16 protein-coding genes are annotated in these 21,512 nt (G+C 57.7%); 7 read left to right on the plus strand and 9 right to left on the minus strand.

Annotated features, from left to right (window positions below; all coding sequences use genetic code 11):
- The first annotated feature begins 158 nt into the window (after positions 1-158).
- Together FPY71_RS16045 and FPY71_RS16050 are read left to right on the plus strand one after the other, a co-directional pair.
- The gene (locus FPY71_RS16045) at positions 159-3,785 is read left to right on the plus strand and encodes an autotransporter domain-containing protein (RefSeq protein ID WP_149301326.1); all 3,627 of its coding nucleotides are present in this window, start codon (positions 159-161) and stop codon (positions 3,783-3,785) included.
- Positions 3,786-3,984: 199 nt separating this feature from the next.
- Entirely contained in the window at positions 3,985-4,644 is a 660-nt protein-coding gene (locus tag FPY71_RS16050) for a MarC family protein (protein WP_149301327.1), read from the plus strand.
- Positions 4,645-4,659: 15 nt separating this feature from the next.
- Here FPY71_RS16050 and clcA read toward each other — a convergent pair whose 3' ends face one another.
- The 9 genes from clcA to FPY71_RS16095 all read right to left on the minus strand — a co-directional run bounded on the left by clcA (position 4,660) and on the right by FPY71_RS16095 (position 15,672).
- Positions 4,660-6,033: a H(+)/Cl(-) exchange transporter ClcA gene (gene clcA / locus FPY71_RS16055; RefSeq protein WP_246160619.1), complete on the minus strand. Its 1,374-nt coding sequence runs from the start codon at positions 6,031-6,033 to the stop codon at positions 4,660-4,662.
- The gene (locus FPY71_RS16060) at positions 6,030-6,881 is read right to left on the minus strand and encodes a hypothetical protein (RefSeq protein WP_149301328.1); all 852 of its coding nucleotides are present in this window, start codon (positions 6,879-6,881) and stop codon (positions 6,030-6,032) included. The genes clcA and FPY71_RS16060 overlap by 4 nt, the downstream gene beginning before the upstream one ends.
- A gap of 47 nt (positions 6,882-6,928) precedes the next feature.
- Positions 6,929-8,041 carry a linear amide C-N hydrolase gene (locus FPY71_RS16065; RefSeq protein ID WP_149301329.1) on the minus strand — a complete coding sequence of 371 codons (1,113 nt, stop codon included), beginning with the start codon at positions 8,039-8,041 and terminating at the stop codon, positions 6,929-6,931.
- A gap of 71 nt (positions 8,042-8,112) precedes the next feature.
- Positions 8,113-9,492, minus strand: a complete 1,380-nt coding sequence (gad, locus tag FPY71_RS16070; protein WP_149301376.1) for a glutamate decarboxylase — start codon at positions 9,490-9,492, stop codon at positions 8,113-8,115.
- A 204-nt stretch (positions 9,493-9,696) separates the two neighbouring features.
- Complete coding sequence (locus FPY71_RS16075) at positions 9,697-11,220, minus strand: TolC family protein (RefSeq protein ID WP_246160622.1); 1,524 nt, start codon at positions 11,218-11,220, stop codon at positions 9,697-9,699.
- Positions 11,217-13,001, minus strand: a complete 1,785-nt coding sequence (locus tag FPY71_RS16080) for an FUSC family protein (RefSeq protein WP_149301330.1) — start codon at positions 12,999-13,001, stop codon at positions 11,217-11,219. The genes FPY71_RS16075 and FPY71_RS16080 overlap by 4 nt, the downstream gene beginning before the upstream one ends.
- Entirely contained in the window at positions 12,998-14,050 is a 1,053-nt protein-coding gene (gene mdtN / locus FPY71_RS16085; RefSeq protein WP_149301331.1) for a multidrug transporter subunit MdtN, read from the minus strand. The genes FPY71_RS16080 and mdtN overlap by 4 nt, the downstream gene beginning before the upstream one ends.
- A 3-nt stretch (positions 14,051-14,053) precedes the next feature.
- The gene (locus FPY71_RS16090; protein WP_246160624.1) at positions 14,054-14,371 is read right to left on the minus strand and encodes a YtcA family lipoprotein; all 318 of its coding nucleotides are present in this window, start codon (positions 14,369-14,371) and stop codon (positions 14,054-14,056) included.
- A complete protein-coding gene (locus FPY71_RS16095; RefSeq protein WP_149301332.1) occupies positions 14,368-15,672 on the minus strand; it encodes a metal-dependent hydrolase family protein in 1,305 nt (434 codons plus the stop codon). Before FPY71_RS16095 ends, FPY71_RS16090 begins: the two co-directional genes overlap by 4 nt.
- Before the next feature lie 331 nt (positions 15,673-16,003).
- Between FPY71_RS16095 and FPY71_RS16100 the strand changes: the two genes are divergently transcribed.
- The 5 genes from FPY71_RS16100 (at position 16,004) to FPY71_RS16120 (ending at position 21,504) form a co-directional block, all read left to right on the plus strand.
- Positions 16,004-16,498 carry a hypothetical protein gene (locus tag FPY71_RS16100; protein WP_149301333.1) on the plus strand — a complete coding sequence of 165 codons (495 nt, stop codon included), beginning with the start codon at positions 16,004-16,006 and terminating at the stop codon, positions 16,496-16,498.
- Between the two features lie 15 nt (positions 16,499-16,513).
- Positions 16,514-17,602 (plus strand): calcium:cation antiporter, encoded by a 1,089-nt coding sequence (locus FPY71_RS16105; protein WP_149301334.1) that lies wholly within the window; start codon positions 16,514-16,516, stop codon positions 17,600-17,602.
- A 166-nt stretch (positions 17,603-17,768) separates the two neighbouring features.
- The gene (gene gadC, locus FPY71_RS16110) at positions 17,769-19,316 is read left to right on the plus strand and encodes a glutamate/gamma-aminobutyrate antiporter (protein ID WP_149301335.1); all 1,548 of its coding nucleotides are present in this window, start codon (positions 17,769-17,771) and stop codon (positions 19,314-19,316) included.
- Positions 19,317-19,318: 2 nt separating this feature from the next.
- Entirely contained in the window at positions 19,319-20,287 is a 969-nt protein-coding gene (gene glsA / locus FPY71_RS16115) for a glutaminase A (protein WP_149301336.1), read from the plus strand.
- Complete coding sequence (locus FPY71_RS16120) at positions 20,287-21,504, plus strand: porin (protein ID WP_149301337.1); 1,218 nt, start codon at positions 20,287-20,289, stop codon at positions 21,502-21,504. The genes glsA and FPY71_RS16120 overlap by 1 nt, the downstream gene beginning before the upstream one ends.
- Positions 21,505-21,512 lie beyond the last annotated feature (8 nt).

Genomic DNA, 21,512 nt, shown 5'->3' on the forward strand with positions numbered 1-21,512 from the left:
GCCGTGGCAAAATGTCCCACCAGTGATGTGTGCGAGCCACAATAATCATTCAAAAATACATCTTTCGGGGTAAATGTTTGCACAATCTAAAGTTGTATGTGCAACTGTTCGCATAGCTTATCAGATATTGGTTCAGCCGTTTCGAAGGGAAAATTTGAATGTCCAAGGCAACATCCGCCGGGGGAACAAGGCGTAGAATTTCCGCTGTGCTTCTCTCGACGACAGCAGTCGTGTCGCTGGCGCTGCCAGGCATTGGCGTTGCGCAGGAGCGCACCATCAATTCCGACGCAGTCCTTGAAAGCGACAGCTCCTATGCCGGCATTCGAATTATCAGCGGTGCAACTGTCGTGGGCGAAAACATCGTCCTGACACAAAGCAGCAACGCCTACGGAGCGCAGGTTGTCGATGGATCGCTCACTCTGAATGGCGGTTCCATCACACAGGCAGGTGCGGGCAAATATGTCACCGGCGTCGGAGTTGTATCCGGCACCGCTGACGTGACCAATATGACCATCAATATCAATGGCGCAAAGGATGCCAGCGCGCTCTATTCCAATGGGGCGGCGGGCATAATTTCGGCAAGCGGCCTGGACGTTTATCTCAATGCCGTCGGCTCAACCACCGCAGAGCCAGCTTCGGCAGTCAAGGTTCGCGCAGGAACCGTTGCGACAGAGGGAAGCACATTTCGCATTGATGGAGACACGGTATTCGGGCTCCTGGCTTCCGGAAACAACGGCAACCAGGCTTTTGTTGAAAGCCGGAATGATACCATTACGACATCCGGCAGCCGCGGCTATGGCGCATTTGCGTTTTCTGACGACAGAGGCACGAGCAGCGGCACCATCACCCTTGATGGCAGCTCCATATCCACTGCGGGCGAACGCGGTTTTGCTTTGGCTGCGCAAGGTCGCGGTGCGATCATCAATGCCAATGGCACTTTGCTGGTCACGTCAGGCGATAATGCGCATGCAGCCAATGCCAGTGGCAGCCAGATCAACCTGACCAATGCCACCATCGTCACCAATGGTTTTCACAGCTATGGCGTCAGCGCCACGGCAGGATCTCTGGGCCAGCCATCATCCATCACGCTGAACGGCGGATCGATTTTAACCGCGAATGAAACGGGACGCGGCACGCAGAACGGTGATGGTTCCCGGGCCTATGCCCTATATGCAAGTGGCGCAGGCGCACAGGTTTCCGCCAGCCAGACGTCTATCCAGACGCTGGGACAACGAGCCTACGGCGCATACGCAATCAATGGAAGCTCGATTGATCTTTCCAATCTGTCCATTTCAACAGATGGCTTCATGGCATACGGCGTTTACGCGTCGAGCCCGAATTCAGTCCTGACCGCAAACAATGTGAACATCGTCACCAACGGGCAGGCCGGAGATGCGGCATGGGCTTATAATGGCGGTGTCCTGAACCTGAATGGCGGACTTTACCTTGTTCAGGGTGGACAGAATCCGAATTCACCTGGCGAGACCGCAAATGGTCTGGTCGCGGTTGGTGGTGTGGACGGCCAGAACAATGGTGTCATCAACGCCAATGGCATCAATGTGGTGACACAAGGCGCCAACAGTTCCGGCATCAAGGTCGGAGCGCTTATCGGAACGAGCAGAACATCGGGCATTGTCAACCTGCAGAACAGCAACATCACCGTAAACGGGCAAGGCGCTTATGCCGCCAGCCTGGCCTATGGCGGTTCGCTGACCTCCAGCAATTCTAACTTCACGTCTCTGCAGGGTGCAGGATTTCTGCTGAGTGACAGTGCCTCGCTGACACTTACAGGGACATCCGTAGCATCATTGCAGGAAACGTTTGTATCGCAGCTCAGCTCATCCGGTCAGAGCCAGACCATCTCTGTTGGCGCGGGCACGGTTGCCACCCGGAACAACGGCACCTTGCTGGCGGTTGAGCGCAGTCAGGATGGCGCAGACGGGGTTGTCAATCTTGTGCTTGGTGCAGGCTCCAACACATCCGGCAACATTGTGGATCTCGACACCAAAACGTCCGGCCGCACCAATGTGACTCTTGCCGCAGGAGCGCTTTGGAAAGGTCAGATGCTGGGTGTTTCCGGGTTTCAGGGACAACCGGGTGGATCGGCGGAGTTTCAAGGTCCTGTCGCGATTGAGGGGGATCTGGCCGGCAATGGAACCTCGTTCATCTTCAGTCCCGAAGGCGGCTCAATCACCGGCAATGTGGGCCTCAGCCAAGGCTCCCGCACCACGGGCGGCAGCATTGAGACACCGATCACGGTCGGTGGAAACTTTTCCGTCGACGAGACATCCGTCATGGGTGGAAACTGGGCCATCACCGGCGATCTGGCCAATGCAGGCACCCTGACGCCCGGCAACTCCATCGGGCGCGTTTCAGTCGGGGGCAATCTGAGCCTGGCACCAGCCTCTGTCTACGAAGTTGACGTGGATGCCGCGGGCAATGCAGATCGCGTCGATGTCGCTGGAACAGCCAATCTGGCGGGAAGCGTGACAGTCACCCCGCTTGGTGGCTTTGTCCTGAACCAGCCATACACAATCCTCACAGCCGGCACGTTGGGAGGTTCGACTTTTGACAGCGTCAGCATGGCTGACGACTACGCCTTCATCGCACCGACACTCAGTTATGTCGACGCCAGCGTTTTGCTGACCATAGCACGCAACACTGTCAGCTATGCCTCACTTGCTACGACGGCTAACCAGACATCGGTCGCCAATGCTCTTGAGACATTGCCGCTCAGTTCAGAGCTGGGAAGCGTCATAGCCTATTCCACAGCTCCCGCTGCTCGTGGTGCATTTGACCAGCTTTCAGGCGAAGTTCACTCCTCTCTGAAGACCGGTTTGTCTGAAGAATCCGGCCATGTCCGTGATATCGCCATGGACAGAATTCGCGCCGCCTTTGACTCGACATCGGCTGCGGGAAGCACATCCGGCCCCTGGGAAGGTGGCCAACCTGCAAACAGCCCTGAGCCTGCGGCATGGGCGCGCGTCTACGGCTCCTGGGGCCACACCAGTGGCAATGGCAATGCTGGCAGGCTGGACCGGGACACCGGCGGCTTCATCGCCGGCGTTGATGGGTTTGTTCAGGATACAGTGCATCTTGGCATGCTGGCCGGGTACAGCCGTTCGAGTTTTGATGTAGAAAGCCGCGCCTCGTCAGCAGACATCGACACCTATCATCTGGGCATCTATGCTGGCACGCAGGTTCACGGCTTCGGCTTGCGCGGAGGCCTCGCTTATTCCTGGCATGACATTGAAACGAGCCGTTCTGTCGCATTCCCGGGCTTTGTTGACGCGCTTTCCGGCGATTATAATGCCGGAACAGCCCAGGTGTTCGCCGAGCTTGGCTACGCCATTGACATGCCAGGCGCCAGAATTGAGCCTTTTGCCGGCATAGCCTATGTCAACGTGGATGTTGACGGCTTCACCGAAACCGGCGGAGCCGCCGCGCTTTCCACCGCAAGCAGCAATTTTGAAACAGTGTACACCACGCTCGGAATTCGCGGCGAAACGGAGTTTGCACTCAACGAGGTTGCACTGCGTGCAACGGGCATGGTCGGCTGGCGTCACGCCTTCAACGACACGGTGCCCGCTTCGACATTCCTGTTTGATTCCGGTTCACCTTTTGAAACGGCCGGAGTGCCGATTGCCAGAAACGCAGCCGTGCTGGAAGTCGGGCTTGAAACGGACCTGACACCTGATGCCTCACTTGGCATTTCCTACAATGGTCAGTTTGGGGATGGCGCTCAGGAACATGGCGCACGCGCCACATTCGCTTACCGGTTCTGATCGCAAACTGGCAGCTCCGACAGATATCAGCGCCGTGCTCACGCGGCGCTGATGAATTTTTGACATCCAGTCAAAGATAAAAAGCTCAAAACTCTTTGTTTTGCTGCTTTGTCCTGCCGTTAAAACGATTCCGTTTCAAAAAGAAATGCACTAGGATCAGCCCAGTTTTCAGAGCGTCCATCACGGCAGTCACAACGTCATGTTTGATTTCGGCAATTTTCTCCACATGACGACGTTCACCTTCATGTCGATCTTTTCCATGGTCAATCCAATCGGCATGGCGCCTGTGTTTCTGGCACAAACCAGCAGACAATCTGTTGCGTCCCGCCATTCCCTGGCGTTTCGCGTTGCCACATATGGCGCTGTGCTGTTGATTGTTACGCTGTTTGTGGGCCCGATCATCCTTCAGTTTTTCGGGATAACACTTGCCGATATTCAGGTGGCTGGTGGAATATTCGTATTTTTCACGGCCTGGCACATGTTGACGACTGACCCGGCACCGCCAGCCGGCGTTGAAGATGAACCCACGGGTGCAGATACCTCTGCCGACATTGCCTTTTTCCCGCTGACAATGCCCATCACCGCCGGCGCTGGCAGCATTGCCATTGTGCTGACGCTGGCCAGCAATATCCACAATGGGCAGGTGGCCAACATTGCCGGCCATGCGGGTGCGGTTGCCGGTATTGTGCTGGTCTTTGCCTGCGTGGCAATCTGCTATCGTTACTCGGACGTCATCTTCACCCGCATCGGCACCGCGGGCACCGCCGTCATCACTCGGCTGACGGCCTTTCTGCTGCTGGCAATTGGCGTTTCCGTCACCTGGAATGGCGTGAAAACTCTGATCCTTTCCCTGCACTGAACAAGCTAACCGCCCTCAGGCAAGGCCGGTATCGTGCGCTTTTGGTCGGGTTGCGGGCTGCACCCCGGCCAGTGCCAGCGTGCGATCCAGCAACTGCTCGTAAATCGGCCGGCCGCCCATCCATTGAGCCGAAAGATTGGCGCAGACGCATGTTGCCATCAGTGGCATGGCCAGCGAGTAAGACCCCGTCAGCTCCAGGGTCAGGGCAACCCCGACTATGGGTGCGCGCACCGATGCGGTGAAAAGGCCGCCCATGGCGGCAATGGCGAAAGCGACAGGAATAGCGCCCATACCGGGAAACATCATGTCTGCCACAGTGCCGAATGCCAGGCCGATGCAGACGGCCAGTGCCAGGATAGGGGCGAAAATTCCGCCTGGAACGCCGGAGGAATAGCTGCCGACCATGGTGCAGAACCGCAGAATTGCCAGCATGAGCAGCGCCATGACACCCGGTTGATTGCGCACCAGCTCGATGATCATGGTTTCGCCGCCGGTCACCGCATGCGGCATCAGAATAAAAAGCCCACCGACGACCAGGCCAACGGCCGCGGGATAGGCATAGGGGGCACGTTGCTGCGCAGCGGCGGCAAAGGCAACAGCGGTTAGAATGGATTTGTTGAGCAACACACCAACCGCGCCAAGCAGGCAGCCCAGAACTGCAAACAGCGGCAGAAAGCCAATCGGCACTTCCGGCGATATCAGCGCAAGATCAGGCGCAGTGCCGCCGATCATCTCTGTCATGGCAGTTGCCAGCAGCGCGGCGACGATAACGCCCATATAGGTTCGAAAAGTATATGGAAACTGGCGGTGAGTTTCCTCAATTATGAACAGGACGGCAGCAACAGGCGCATTGAACGCGCAGGCCAGCCCCGCGGCAGCGCCCGCGGCCAGTAGTCCTCGCCGTTCCAGATCAACCGTCCCACCTATCCGGGCAAACATTGCCGCAATGGATGCTCCGATGTGAATTGTCGGCCCTTCCCGACCCAGAACCAGACCGGAGCCGATTGCTGCCGCTCCGGCAAAAAACTTCACCGGCAGGACGCGCGCCCAGCGCACCGGGCGCAAACCCTCCATGGCACCTTCAATTTCCTGAACCCCGCTGCCACCAGCTTCCGGAGCAATCCTGCGCACCATGTAAACCGATGCAACAGTGGCCAGCATCGTCACGAGCGCCGCAGCAACCACCAGCATGGGGCCGCCAACCACCTCGGCCAGTAGCACGGGCCAATGCAGCAATGCATCGATGGTCAAATGGAAGATCGAACCGAGAATTCCGGCAAATGTGCCGACCAGCACGGCCAGCCAGACATATCTGGCCTGTGCCCAGCCATTCCCCGGTCGCGCCTCTGGCGGCAGCTGGTTGTCAATTCCGTCTGCTCCGCTGTTCACCGCGCGGCCCCCCTGCTTTCACGGCACGTCAAAATGGCACCGACAAAAAAGCACAATGCCCCTATCAGCGTATGCACGGTCGACAGTGTGGCAACAAACCCTGCCTCGCCGCTGCGTGGCACGTATGACAATATCGCAGATGTCATGAAGGCAACGCATCCAAGGAAGTTTATGAACACAATCCGCCAACTGAGATCCTTCGGCATCCAGCTCCAGTAACGGTGGCTGACCTCGATGAAGGCAAGATATCCCGACGCCAGAAAGAGCGTTGACCCCACCATATCCGGCAGCCAGATTGCTGCATCCTCGACATACCAGCGTGTGGGATCCAGAGCAGCGTTCAGGGTGTTGGCATTGAAAGCGAGGGTTCCAAGCAACTGCGTAAACGTGCTGAGCCAGCCGGCTCGCCACGGGTGCCACCCCACCAGCGTTATGCGTCTGTGAGAAGGTTCTTGCGGGTTGGTGGTAAAGCTCGGCGCATTTGCAGCTTGAAAATGCTGAAGATAAGCCGCCACCGTAAACGGTATCGAGCCGAGGAAGAAAACAATATTGATTGTCAGTCCGGACACATGCAGCAGGTGGCCGGAAATCAGGCTGAGCATTGCGCCCAGCATGAACAGGCCTGCACCCAGCGCAAAAACAGCGCCAATGCCCCAATTGTATGATGCCGATTGCCAGAACGGCGCAATCGACGCATCCAGCGCCCGCGCCTTCAGGTCAAGCCCCTTGCGGTGCTGCCGTGAAAGCCAGACAATTCTGCGCCGTCCGACAGAATAACTGCGCCGGGTGACAAAGGGCCATGGGCCCTCTGCCCGGACTGGCGAGGCGAGCTGGGCGTTACCGCTCATTGCGCGCTGCTCCCCTGCTGCATGACTGTCTTTTCGACGCAAAACCGTTACGAACTTTTGCTGACAAAAAACTCCGTCACATCCTGAGCCGCGCCCGACAGCTTTTGCAATGGCACAATGGCGGGTGCGTTTTGCCCGATCAGGGAATCCAGGTCGATGCGCAGGAAGTTGAGGCTCTTGTAATCACGAATATAAAACTGGCGCCTGGCAAGGTCGGAAAGACTCGTCCAGCACGTGAACTCCGTTGCATAAGCAGCAGAGCCGGTATCGGAAAGACCTTCAACTTCGAGATGACCACCTCCCTGTTCGGGATAGTCGATCGTAACGCCCCGCGGCCTGTCAAAATTGTTCATAACATGGGCCAGCGTGCACACTGCTTCATCAGGAGTTGCGGCTTTCTCGGCATATTGCGCATAATAGACTGCGCGCACAAACCGGCCAACCGAGGTGTTGGAAGCTGGCAACCCGGCCGTTGCAATACCGGAATCGGGCTGCGTTGCCTTATAGTCGCCAAATGTCGCACTCGAACGATCGACATTGGTCAGGAACGTATAATTGTCCAGATTTGTCAGATGCCAGTCAAATCTGGGCCCGTTGGTCATGACGCCGACCGGGTTGTCGTAAACCGACATCACGCCCTTGTCGAACTCGATCACCAAGGCCGCGCCACCCGCATCGTGCACGACATAGTGGAACGGCGAAACAACCCCGCCCAGCAGCGCAAGCGCCTGCAACATGACAGGCTGGTCTGCCAGCGCCGCCTTGACCTCGGCAACTGTGCCAAACTGGCCAAGCGCCCAATTGCCCAGATCAGAAGCCGAAAGAATTGCGCGTGTGGCTTCCACCGTCTTTTGCGGACCAGCAGCCGACGGATAGGACAGGAGGCTGAAAGTCAGACCCTTGTCATTCAAACCTTCCAGAACCTTGAGATCGCCAGCCGCCAGCGGCGCATCCGGCTTTGGCAGCCGGTCAGGCATGGTAATTGCCAGCACAGCGTGGACCGACTTCAGACTGAGTGCCGGATGCTCCGGCACCTGCGATACTGTTTCATAGCCCGCCGGAAAATACGCGACGAGGTATGGAAGATCGGTCGTCAGTTCCAAAGTCCGGCCGAAATAGGTGTTGCCGGTGGCATCCTTGTATCCAAGAGACGTGCACATGAGAGTCGATTTTCCCGTGATGGAGAGAGCCGACCCATTCAGGGCCGGCAATGCGCCTGTACAATGTGGCTTCAGTTATGTGCGAAGCCGCTGCCTTCTTTCGACGTCATCGGGCGTGTCACCGGATGTTGGGAGAAGAATTCCATGGAACGCTTCATGTCTTCCAGAAGCAGGCTGGCGAGATCAAAGCTCACACCATGGCGAACCAGAATGCGCTGAATGACCAGATCTTCGCGGTTGGCCGGCATCGAATAGGCAGGCACCTGCCAGCCACGGCTGCGCAACCTGTCTGCCAGATCATACAATGTGTAGCCACCAATGCCCGTTTCGTCCTTCAGCTTCCAGCACAGCGCCGGAATTCCGGTCTGGCTGTCGCCATCGAACAGCACCTCAAATGGCCCCATCGCCGCGATCTCTCGCGCCAGATACTGCGCGGTCGCATAGCAGGCGTTTTGAACCTTGGCGTAACCCTCCCGCCCAAGGCGCAGGAAATTATAGTATTGCGCAATAACCTGCCCGCCGGGGCGAGAGAAGTTCAGAGCAAAGGTCGGCATATTGCCGCCGAGATAATTGACGTTGAATATCAGCTCTTCCGGCAGGTCGGATGCATCCCGCCAGACAATCCAGCCCACGCCCAATGGGGCAAGGCCGAACTTGTGGCCGGAAGAATTGATGGATTTGACCCGCGGCAACCGGAAATCCCATGGCAGATCCGGGGCGCAGAATGGCGCGAGAAAACCACCACTGGCACCATCCACATGAATTGGAATGTCCAGACCCGTATCCGCCTGCAACTTGTCCAGCGCATCGCTGACTTCTTTCACCGGCTCATACTGGCAGGTGAATGTGACGCCAAGCGTTGGAACAACGCCGATGGTGTTTTCATCAACGCGCTTCATCACCTCTTCAACATTCATGATCAGCCGGTCACCCTCAAGCGGGATCTCGCGCAGTTCGACGTCGAAATAGCGGGCAAATTTGTGCCAGCAGATCTGCACCGGACCACAGATCAGATTGGGCCTGTCGGTCGCCTTGCCCTCTGCCTGACGGCGCTTGCGCCAGCGCCACTTCATGGCCAGGCCGCCCAGCATCGCAGCTTCCGAAGATCCTACGGTGGAGCAGCCAAGAGTGGTTTTTGCTTCCGGGGAATTCCACAGATCGGCCAGCATCGCCACACAGCGCGCTTCAATCTCGGCAGTCTGTGGGTACTCATCCTTGTCGATCATGTTTTTGTCGATCGACAGGTTCATCAGTTCGTGAATCTCGTCGTCCACCCAGGTCTGACAGAAGGTAGCGAGGTTCTGGCGGGAATTTCCATCCAGCATCAGCTCATCACGCACAGATGCGAAGACATGCCGGGGCGAACGTTCCTGCTTTGGAAACTCGTATTTGGGAAGGGCCAGCGCCAGGTCACCTGCCGAATAGACGTCGTCCAGCAGTTCCGCACGCATATCTGTCGTCTCTGGTTTGCTCGTCACTTTTATACTCCCTCTCGTCGTCAATTGAACCAGAGGTTACCCAGTGCAAAAATAAAAACAAGTATTTTGCAGTGATTTTTTGAAATATTCATAGATTAAATTTATTTTAAAAATATATGACAGTGATTCATGATTGTGGGGGCAAGTTACAATCAAGTTTTCGTGCGCCCGCCGTCCCTAGCGCACAGCATCCCGCGAGGTGAGTGATCCGACGGCGAAAGCAAGCGTTGCGGCGCTGATCAATGCTGCGGCATGCGTATCGGCCTGAGCCTGCCGCGCATCCAGCAGGCCAGTGCTCGCCGCAGTCGCTGCGGTGACTGTGCCAACCCCGTTTTTGTAGGCATCCACCGTTGCGTCATAAGTCAGGTTTGCCGCTGAGGCGAGTTCGCTGGCGGCTTTGTAGGATTCCAGTGCGGTGCGAAGCGCATTGCTGGCAGCAACAATTTCGGTAATGGCAGCAGTTTGTGTTCGATGAAACAGGCTCTCGGCCGCTGCCGCGCGCGACTGCGCCTGCGCAAGCTGCGCAGACCGCAATCCACCATCATAAAGCGGCACGGTGGCGCCGACGAGAATGCCCGCTCCATCGGCCTGTTCGCCAATGCCCGGCAGATTATTGATACTGAAACTGCCATGGCCGGTGCCGACGGTGCCTGCGACGTAGACCTTGGGCATGAACTCGGCGGTTGCTGCCCGCACACCGGCCTGACTTGCCGCCACTGCGGAATAGGCAGCGATCACATCCGGGCGTTGGGTCAATGCCAGCCGGATCATGGAATCGAGCGGCACGTTTGAAGGCGTCGGCAGCCGCCGGTTGCGGGCGTCCTCAACATTCAAACGCACGGGGGAATGAATGCCCATGGCGGCAACCAGCACCTGATAGGAAGTGCGCTCACGCCCCTCTGCCTCAACCAGCCGCAGCCGTGACTGGGCGGCAAGCTGCCGGGCCTGCGCAACTTCAATGCTTGTGCCTGTGCCGCTGGCAAAGCGCGCATCTGCCGCAGCAGCAATGGATTGGCTGTTGCCGACTGTCTGCCGCGCAATGGCAAGGTCGGCCAGTGACGCACCATAGGTGTAATAGGCGCTCGTAACCTCGAAAATCAGCTTCTGATGTTCGAAGTTGAACAGAACATTGGCAGCCATGGCGGCTTCCTTGGCCGCGTCAGAAATGGCGGCGCGCTGACCAAAATCGAAGATCAGCCATTGCAGCGCAACCACCGCATTAACACCGCTGACATTTGCCTGAAGATAGCGTTCTGTTCCTACCGGCACGGGCAAGGGTGTCTGCACAGTCTGCCTTCCGCCAATCGCACTGGCGGTGATAATCGGAAGGTAGGTGGCCTCCACCATTCCCACCGCAAGCGCAGCCGAGCGCGCGCGCTGCCACGCCTCACGCGTGGCCGGGTTGTTGCGCTGCGCAATGTCGATGAGTTCCGGCAGACCATATTTGCGGTTCGGATTGATGCCTTCTGTCTGCGGTACCATGGCAAGTGCAGGATTGGCCGGAACGGAGAAGTCTGCCGCACCGCTGGCCGTGGTCGGAGCCGGGCCCTCTCGCTTGCCCGCCAACAGCCACAACCCGCCTTCCTTGCCACTGGGTGCCCAGGGAGTGCCTGGCCCGTCGGATGTCATGTTGGCCGAGTTGGATGCGCAGCCCGCCATGGCAAACATCAGCAGCAGCAAAAAGTGAACAGCGCGCATCATCCGGACACCGCCTGAACCAGATCCTGGACACGCCGCTGCGTTTCAGGCTGGCTCTCCCGCTTCACATAGATGTCCAGCAGGAGAATGCGGATTTCCTCCTGCGCTCTGCGCAGGTTGCTCTCTTCCGCCGGTGTGGTGCGGATGGACGATGGTTCAAAGCGCATCAAGTCAAGCGCCTCGCCAGCCTTGCCCGCCTCGCAGGAAATGCGGGCAGCGTCACCCACGGCCTGCCCGCGGTCACGCGCATCAATTGCCAGCAGCCGGGAAAGTCCTTCCAGCGCCGTCAAAAGGTGCTGGCGAGCGCCATTGACCACCGGGAATGGCCATATGCGCGTGAAAATCAGATAGATAACGACATTGCCCAGCAAAATGCCGGCAATGCGGTCCCATGCCGTGTCCAGACTGGTGGTGGGGCCAAAGCCCTGCAAAACCGTCAAAAGAAAAGCCAGCGCAATCTGCACTCCGCCATATGAAATGCGCTCCGGTCCTGTTGAAACCCATGCGCCCACCAGAACACCAAAGAAGACCATGGCAATCAACCCGCCAATGTCATCAATATGCGGCATGATGAACAATATGGTAAATATGCCCATAGCCGCGCCAATCAGGCAGCCGCCTATACGCAGGGCAAGCTTGTGCACCGTTTCACCCGTGCTGCCGAGGGCCGCCACATAGCAGGTGACAAGGGCGGTATGAATTCCCTGCCAGTCGATGCTGGTATAGATGACATAGCAGATCAGCGCCGCTGCCGTCGTTTTGATCGCAAAGCGTTGATAGGCAGGGTTGGTCAGGGCATCCTTGAAAAAGAAGGCAACCTTTGGCGGCGCAATCACCGGCCCCTCGGGCGCACCACTGATGATGCCCAGAGCCACATAGGCCTCTTGTTCCGCGCCGACGGCATCTGCGGGAACTGAAGTCAGGCATGGCTGCCGATCAGCCTGCAATTCGGCACGAACAGCGTTTATTTGTTCCAGCAACTGCGCACGGCGGTTGTCCGGCATGTCGCCGGGCAACGCGGCCACCGCCAGCATCAGGCGGTAAGATGCGCGCACATCCGCGGCAATCTGAACAGACGGCGCCCTGCCAACCAATGCCAGAATCCTGACGAAGCCAGCTTGTTGTTCAACCGCGCCGTTGTCAGCGTCCAGTGCCTCCTGCAAGGCTTCATCATGGGCAGTTCTGCGATTTTCCAGCGCCGCAGCGGCCACTCCAAGGCGCGTCAGCATGGTCTGGCGCAGAATACGCAAGGTGGACATGCCCAGAAACAGGTTGAACACCGCCATCAGGGCCATCGGCATGGCCGCCATGTACCATGCATAGCGCAGTCCAAAATCGACCGCAGCCCCCATGGGCGCCATACCAACCAGCGTCAACACAAATGCAATGACAAGGGCAATGATACCGCCGATTTCGCCCAACTGACTGGCCGCGCCGATGTAGAGAAACACGAAGGATGTCACGGCAATCGTCATCATCTGTAAAAATGGCGATCCGACTGAAAACTGGATGATGTAAATCATCAGTACAACGATGATGCTGACGAGGACGATCAGCCCCAGAGCGGTGCCAATATTGATGATCGGGTCAGGCTTCATCAGGAAGATGATGAGGTAGCAACTGATGGCCGCCTCAAACGTCATGAACAGCATGGCGCAGGCGGAAACCAGCGCACAAAGCAGCGCAATTCGCCATGTCAGCGACGCCCGGCCAGGAAATGGCGCAAGATCAGCGCGCAACTGCGACAGAAGTGTCGGGGCCTGGCGGAGTTCAACTTCCGTCATGGGCAAGCATTGCCCCGCTGCACAAGGGCCGCAGCCGAAGCTCCGATGCGCATCAAATCTTCCGGCGGCTCATGCAATTTGATTCTAACCGGAAAGCGCTGGATGATGTGCACCCATTTCAGCGATTTTGGAACATAGGGCAGTCCACGCGGAATGTTGATCAGATCTTCCGATGCGACACCCCAGCCGATGCCCTCCACTGTGCCGGAAATCGGCTTGGTGCGGTCTGCCAGCACAAAAACCCGCACACAGTCGCCCACAGCAATATTGGGCAATGCCGTTTCAGGAAATGAAGCGCTGGCATACCACGTGCTGGTGTCAATCAGGGTGAACACAGACTGACCGGGAACAACAAACTCTCCGGCGGCAACTGTCAGCCCGACCACCCGGCCGTCATGCGGGGCCCAGACCTGCGTATCCGCAAGGCTGCGTTCGGCAATTGCAAGGGCGGCACGGCGCGCTGCCACCAGCGCTTCAGATGCGGCAGTGCTGTTGACCAGAGCCTCGGCCGCTTCAGTCTGGCGCAGCGCCTGTTCCAGGCTGGTTTGTGCGTCATCGCGCAGCGTGCGTGCGTCATCCACCTGCTGGGCGCTCACATAGCCCTTGGGCAGCATGGGCGTCAGCCGTGCCAGTGTTTGCTCGGCCAGCGCAAGGTTTGTGCGGGCGCGGGTCACCTGCGACTGGGCAATCGCGGCGTTGGCCTCCTCGCTGGCAATGGTTCTGCCCTGGGTGTCGCGCGCGGCCTCAGCAATCAGAAGGTCGGCACGCGCCTGCTCCACGGCAAGTCTGTAAGGTTCCGGATCAATGGCAAACAGCAGATCGCCTTGTGCAACTTTTTGGTTTTCGGCTGCCGCCAGTGTTACAATGCGCCCGGGGATTGCCGCCGCCACGTTCACAATACTGGCAGTCAGTACCGCTTCCTCAGACAGCGGGCTTTCTGCCGCCCGCTTGATGTAAAGCCAGGTTGCAGTGGCCGCGGCAGCAAGAACAAGAACAGCCACCACAACACCAAGCACAGTCTTTCCGCGGGAATAGGCCGACTTTGCCATGCATCAACGCCCAAAAACAAAAATTGCGAGCGCGAAACCGATGATCGCCGCGACTGCGCAATAAACCAGAAGCCTGAGCGGCAAGCCTTCATCAATGCCGAGGCGGACAAACAGGACACGCACCAGCACGGCGCCCACAACGCCCGCCGCAACACAAATCAGCCAGAACGGGAAATACGCTCCTGCCATAGGAACAAGCGGCGACGAATTGCCTGTGCAACCACTCATCAGCAATGGCACAGACGTAAAAAAAGCCGCGATCAGGAGCTTCCACCAGCCGGACTTTATCCCTGCTGCCTCTCTGCCATAAGCATCCGTCACTGCGCCAACTCATTCTTGTGGATTGCACCGTCCTTCATGATCAACGCAATTCTGTCCGGCTGTCCAATTAATTCAATGTCCTCAAGCGGGTTTCCATTGAGGACAATCAAATCAGCCAATGCTCCCTTTTCAATCACACCCAGACGACCGGGATAGGGGTTGCGTTGACCGGACATGGCAAGAAGCTCTGCATTGGCACCGGTAACAAGACGCAACACATCCACCGGCGACATGAAGCGCGCGATCTTCGCGATCTGCCGCCCTTGAGTTGCGGCCTTCGCCGGGCTGAACAGAATATCCGTTCCAACTGCCGTTTTAACGTTAAAGCGTTGGGCAAGCTCAAAAGCCCGAACGGTGCCCTGGGCAATGATCCGTTGCTGCGCCTGTGCGGCTTCGCTGGCCTGCGGGTTGGCATCTTCATCCGCCAGAAATGGTTGCAGGCTCCACCACGCACCGGCATCGGCCATGCGACGAGCAGCCTCTGCATCAGCAAGCTGCCCATGCTCTATGCTGAGGATGCCGCAGTCCAGCGCCCGTGCTATGCCTTCCGGCGTGTAGACATGGGCGCAGACATATGTGCCCCAGTCACGCGCAGCGTCCACCGCGGCCCGGATTTCGTCAGGCGTGAACTGCATCGTGTCAAGCGGGTCGAAACGGGATGACACACCCCCGCCGACCATGACCTTGATCTGACTGGCGCCCTGAAGCAATTGCTCGCGTGTCCGCCGCAGCATGTCCGGCACGCCATCCGATATGATGGAAATACCAATCTCTTCTGCCGGGCTCAAAGGCGTCATTGCCGTGTGGGCACCTTCGAAACGCGGGCGGAAATCACCGTGGCCGGAGGTCTGCGAAATCATTGCACCGGATGGATAGATGCGCGGCCCGACAAAACGGCGCTCGTCGATCGCACGCTTGAGCGCGAATGCAGGGCCACCGAGATCGCGGACTGTGGTGAAGCCACGCATCAACGTTGCTTCCGCCTGCTGCGTGGCCAGCAAATGAAGGTAACCCGCATCGGCAGACATGGCGACGGTTTGCGGCAACGCCGCCAAGAAGCTGTGCCAATGCGCGTCGATCATGCCCGGCATTGCAACGCCGCCTGCACAATCGACATGATCAGCATCATTCACAACTGCATCGGCAGCAATGAGATCCGCAATCTGTCCACCCTCGATCAGGATGTCCCGTCCGCTCAGAAGGTCTGGAGAATGGCCGTTAAAGATCCGAACGTTTGTCAGCCTCACCCGGCGGTTCGGATTTGCAATGGCCAAGCCCTTGCCGATTGAGGCCGCCGCCATGCCTGCAAGCGCCCCGGCAAGGACAGATCGGCGCGTCAGTCCGGAGGCGACGACAGCACAAACTCTCAGCGCGGCGTCACTGTGACATCCGCATGCAACATTCGCATGATTGTTTGAAAAATAGCTATACCGTCCGGACAGCCGAAACGACACGATTGCCCCTCCATGTCAGGATCATTAGCCGCAGAAGTACAAACACTACTAGCTACCAACCCAACTTGAGTCCACATCCACCGGTAGAATTTCTTATTAAGATGGCTTAGAGCAGGTGTGAATGTGGTTTTCAGGATCAACGTCAAAGCGTGCTGCAGTCAATAACGGGGGTTTCATTATGTTTGGAAAACAATCAGCGCTCAGCATTCTGGCGGGCACGGCATTTTCTGTGCTCCTGTCGGGCACTCCGGCAGCCGCGCAGTCCAGCTTTTCCTGCCCCGCAGAAGATGTAGCGCCGGCACAGCAGACTGTTATTCAATCAATCCTGACCTCCGGCGAGGCGTTTGATAATCCGGGCCTGCTGGTGGAAGCTGTGACCAGGCTGCACTCGGAGGGCGTGTCCCCGCTCTTGACCGTGAATGGTCTGGTCGCTGCATATTGCCCGGTTATTGCCGATGATGCCAGCTTAGCCGACTCAGATAAAACCCAACTGGTCGCGCGTTTTGCAGGTCGGGTCACCCACATTGCATACGGGCTGGAAAGTGCGGATGGCATTATCCTGAACGTGACGTTTGATCCGGCAACGATGGATTCCGTAACGCAGAAGGCGCGTGAAGCGGGCGTCAGCCCGGAGGACTGGGTCAGAGATATTGTCGAGATCGCCCTTAACTAGCGGCATTTCTCAAAAATGACCGCGTCCGGTCAATCGCCTTTGCGGCATTTGCCTACGCTCTGCATCGCCGGGGCTGTTCTCGTTGCTGCGGCTCACGCATTCCACCTTGTGGAAGCGTCCGCAGCGGCGTTTGTCGTTCTTGCGGCAGTGTTTCTGATTGGCAGCGTGTTTGCGGCGGTTCAGCACGCAGAGGTCATTTCGCACAGGATTGGCGAACCCTTCGGGTCTATCATTCTGGCGATTGCCGTCACAATCATCGAAGTTGCGTTGATCGTATCAATCATGCTGTCCGGCTCTCCCGAGGGCGGAGAGATTGCCCGCGACGCTGTGTTTGCAACCTTCATGATTGTGCTGAACGGCGTTGTCGGCCTGTGTCTGCTGGTGGGTGGCCTGCTGCACAGAGAGCAGGAGTTTCACAATTCCGGTTCCACCGCAGCCCTGGCGGTTCTTGCCACACTGGCAACACTGACCCTTATCCTGCCAAATTACACACTTGCCGTGCCGGGGCCGTACTATTCAACCATGCAACTGGGCTTTGTGGCTGCGGTCTCGCTGGTCCTGTATGGCCTTTTCATCTTCGTTCAGACGGTGCGCCACCGCGAATACTTCACCGACATACAACAGGCGACCCCGCATGCCCGCCCCACCAGTCGCGCCACGCTGATCAGCGCGGCAGTGCTGGTTCTAGCGCTTGTCATGGTCATCGTGCTGGCGGAAGATCTGACGCCTGTGGTCAGTTCGGCCGTTTTGTCTGCCGGACTCAACTCTGAATTGATCGGCGTGTTGATCGCGGCAGTGGTTCTGTTGCCGGAAGGCACGACAGCCTATCTGGCTGCGCGCGCCAATCGCATACAGACAAGTCTCAATCTGGCGCTCGGCTCGGCACTGGCCAGCATTGGCCTCAGCATTCCCACCGTTGCCGTCATTTCCATTTTGATGGAAAGGCCAATCACGCTCGGGCTTGAACAGGACCATGTCGTGCAGGTCGTGCTGACCTTGATGGTGTGCACAATCACCCTTGCAACGGGGCGAACCACCATCCTGCAGGGCTGTGTGCACCTGGTTATCTTCTTTGTGTTTCTGCTGATTGCTGCCGCACCCTGATTTCGGCCGCGGGTTCAGGTTCGCCGACACAACTCACAGTGATAGTTTTCATCTGATGGTTGTAAACCGCACGAATTGTGGCAAAGTGAAGGCAGATCTACATCTTCTGCCGTAACCGGCCTCCAGCCTTTCGCTTTTCAGCAAATCTCTGCAAATAAGGGCAATCATGGAAAAAGTTGCATCCGGAACACAGGCCAAACAGCTTGGTCTGTTTGGCTTTTTTGCCATCACAGCTTCCATGGTTATGGCGGTTTATGAATATCCTACATTCGCCACGTCCGGTTTTAGTCTGGTTTTCTTTCTTCTGGCGGGTGGTCTTCTCTGGTTTATTCCGGTGGCTCTTTGCGCTGCGGAAATGGCCACGGTGGAGGGTTGGGAGGAAGGCGGCGTTTTTGCCTGGGTCAGCAACACGCTGGGCGAGCGTTGGGGCTTTGCTGCGATTTCCTTTGCCTATCTTGAAATCGCCGTCGGATTTATTCCGATGTTGTATTTTGTGCTGGGCGCTCTCTCATACATCCTGAACTGGCCGGCGCTGAACCACGATCCGGTTATCAAGATGACCGCCGCCCTGATCATTGTCTGGGGTCTTGCGCTGACGCAGCTTGGCGGCACCCGATACACGGCCAGCATTGCAAAAACCGGATTTCTTGCCGGCATTCTGGCGCCAGCCGGCATTCTGGTTCTTCTGGCCATTCTGCATCTTTCAAGCGGTGCACCGCTTGAAATCGAGATGAGTGCACAGACATTCATCCCGGACTTCACCCAGATCAGCACACTCGTGGTCTTCGTTGCATTCATCCTGAGCTATATGGGGGTGGAGGCGTCGGCCACACATGTCAACGAGATGCGCAATCCGGCGCGCGACTACCCTCTGGCAATGTTCCTGCTGATGATTGCCGCGATCGGGTTGAGCTCTATCGGTGGCCTGTCCGTTGCCGCCGTTATCCCTGGCGATCAGATCAACCTAAGTTCAGGTGTCGTGCAGACTTTCGAGGCATTGCTTCTGCCATATGGCGCGGCTTTTGAATGGGCGGTTCGCATCATCGCGGCGCTTCTTGTGCTGGGCGTCGTGGCAGAAATCACCTCGTGGATCGTCGGCCCGTCGCGCGGAATGTATGTCACCGCGCAGCACGGCATCCTGCCCGCATTTATGGCCAAAGTTAATCGCAATGGTGTGCCGGTTGCACTCGTCGGTTTCCAGCTCTGCCTCACCTCGGTCGCCATTGTGGTGCTGACACTCGGGGCCGGCGGCAGCAACATGTCCTTCCTGATCGCGCTGGCACTGACCGTTGTTCTGTATCTCATCACCTATTTCCTGCTGTTTCTGGGATATATGGTTCTGGTGCTGAAACACCCGGAAAAGAAGCGCTCCTACAACATCCCCGGCGGCAAGGGCGTAAAACTGCTCGTTGCAGGATCCGGCTTTGTTGTCTCGGCCCTCGCCTTTGTCATCTCGTTCTTCCCGCCCAGCGGGCTGGCCGGCATCGAAGCTGACAGAACCTATGTCATGCTGCTGGTTTCGAGCTTTATTATCGTGCTCGTTATTCCCTTCATCGTTTACGCTCTGCACACCAAGCGCGGCAAACGTCCAGAGGCAACCCTCGTACCCGTCACGACAACCAATGCGCCGCCCAACCACTTCTGGATGCATCCACGAGCCCGTGGCTCCCATCACCTGCTGCCATTGAAACATCCCGGCCGGAAGGACACGTGACCATGGCGGAAGACGCAAAGTCGGTCAGCACTTATGCAGACGCCGTGCGCGCGGGAATGGATGCCGGTCTGGCAGCCAGCGGTGGTATGAATGCCGATTACATTCCCTACCTTGCGTCCATCGACCCGAACCTGATGTCAGTTGCCATTGTGACTGCCGGTGGCGAGGTTCATAAGGCGGGCGACCACGATTATGGCTTTGCCATTGAATCGATTTCAAAAGTGTTCACACTGGCGCTGGTCATGGACGCGATCGGACCGGACGAGGTGCGAGACAAAATCGGCGACAGTCCAACCGGCCTGCCCTTCAATTCGGTGATGGCGCTTGAACTCAACAATGACAAACCTCTTTCGCCATTGGTCAATGCTGGCGCAATAGCAACCGTCAGTCTGGTGCCAGGGGAAAGTGCAGACGATTGTTTCGGCAAGATCCTGGCTTGCCAAAGTGCCTTTGCCGGCAGGCCGCTGACCATGAGCGACGAGATCAACACATCAGAACAGTCGACGAATTTTCACAACAGGGCAATTGCGTGGCTGCTGTTCAGCGCAGGCACCTGCTACAGCGACCCGATGCGGGCGGTAGATGTTTACACACGCCAATGCTCCACACTTGTCAGCACACTGGACCTTGCCACCATGGGCAGCACATTGGCTGCCGGTGGGGTCAATCCGCTCAGCGGAAAGCGCGTTATCAAGGAAGCCTATGTCCACCACGTGCTTGCCGAGATGATGATGGAGGGCCTTTACACCGGCTCCGGTGACTGGGCCTACACCGTGGGGCTACCGGGCAAAAGTGGTGTCGGTGGCGGTGTGCTTGCCATTGCTCCCGGCAAGCTTGCAATTGCAGCTTTTTCACCCGGGCTGGACCCGGCAGGAAACAGTGTCCGCGGTCAGGCTGCCGTCAAAGCTGCCGCACTCAGCCTGGGCCTGAATCTTTTCAGAGGCGCTTCTGAAGGAGGCACCGGGACCTGATGGCGCAAAATCCGGCAACTCTGCTTGTAGCGACAATTCTGATTTTCGCGCCGGGCCACATTGCCCATGCCGCCGATGGGGTAGCGCCGATTGCGGATGACAACGCCGATTACCTGCGCATTTGCTCAGTGTTTGGCGCGGGCTTCATTTCCATCCCCGGCACACAAACCTGCCTGAAAACCAGCGGCTATATCCGATACCAGTATAATTATGCCGGCAGCCCTGCCGTAAACACCGAAGGCGACGACTACCAGATTTCACCAACCGCGCGAGCCCGGCTCAACTTCGACGTGCGTGAACCGACAGATCTGGGCACCCTGCGCGCTTTTGTGCAGCTTCAGGCCCAAAGCGATGGCTCAGGAAACCCGGACGGTTTCATTATGAAGCAGGCCTATATGCAACTGGGCGGCTTTCTGGCTGGCTACACCGACACGCTTTGGGCTTCTGAAACCGGCGGCATAGAGGATGGGCTGCCAACGGACAATTCTCTGGCGGTTGGCGACGTCAACACCAATCAGATCAATTACACATTTTCCCATGACGGCTTTTCGCTGACATTGGGCCTGGAGGATAGTGAGCGAGGCTCCTTCTCAGCCATACCGCAGGCCAAGCTCGCATATTCCGGCACATGGGGTGCCGCTTATCTTGCTGCAGTCTACGACGAATCCTTTGATGCTGATGATCTTGCCTTTGCTCGTTTTCTGCCCGGTATACAAACAGACATCCTGAGCCGCCATGGCGAGGCGGTGGCCGTCAAGGCGGGCTTGCGGCTGGACAGTCTTCTAAGCCATGATTCAACCATCAAGATTGATGGGCATTGGGCGTCGGACCCGACAAGCTACGCCACGATATCCGGCTTCACTACGGCGCCGGGCGTGCTGCCAAACAATCCCACCCTCAAAGATCCTCGGCCGGGCGCCGTTCCGCTTGTTCTGGAATGGTCGATCGGCGCCGGCTTTTCGCAGAAAATTGACCGGCTGACACTTGCAGCCGCAGGCCGTTATGGCAAAACTTTCGACTACGGCTTTTTTGCGCCCGGCGCGGCGGCGTTGAATTATGAAAAAGGCCAATACTGGGCTCTGGTGGGTGACATCGGCTACGATCTGACGACCAATATGAGTGTGCTTGCCGAAGTCACTTATACCAATGTCGATTTCACCGGCATTGCTGCAAGCGACCAGACTTCAGGCCTCTTGCGCTTCGAGCGCAGTTTTTAGGGTTCACG

Origin of the sequence: Aureimonas fodinaquatilis (assembly GCF_008369445.1) — a bacterium.
Classification (GTDB): Bacteria; Pseudomonadota; Alphaproteobacteria; order Rhizobiales; family Rhizobiaceae; genus Aureimonas; species Aureimonas fodinaquatilis.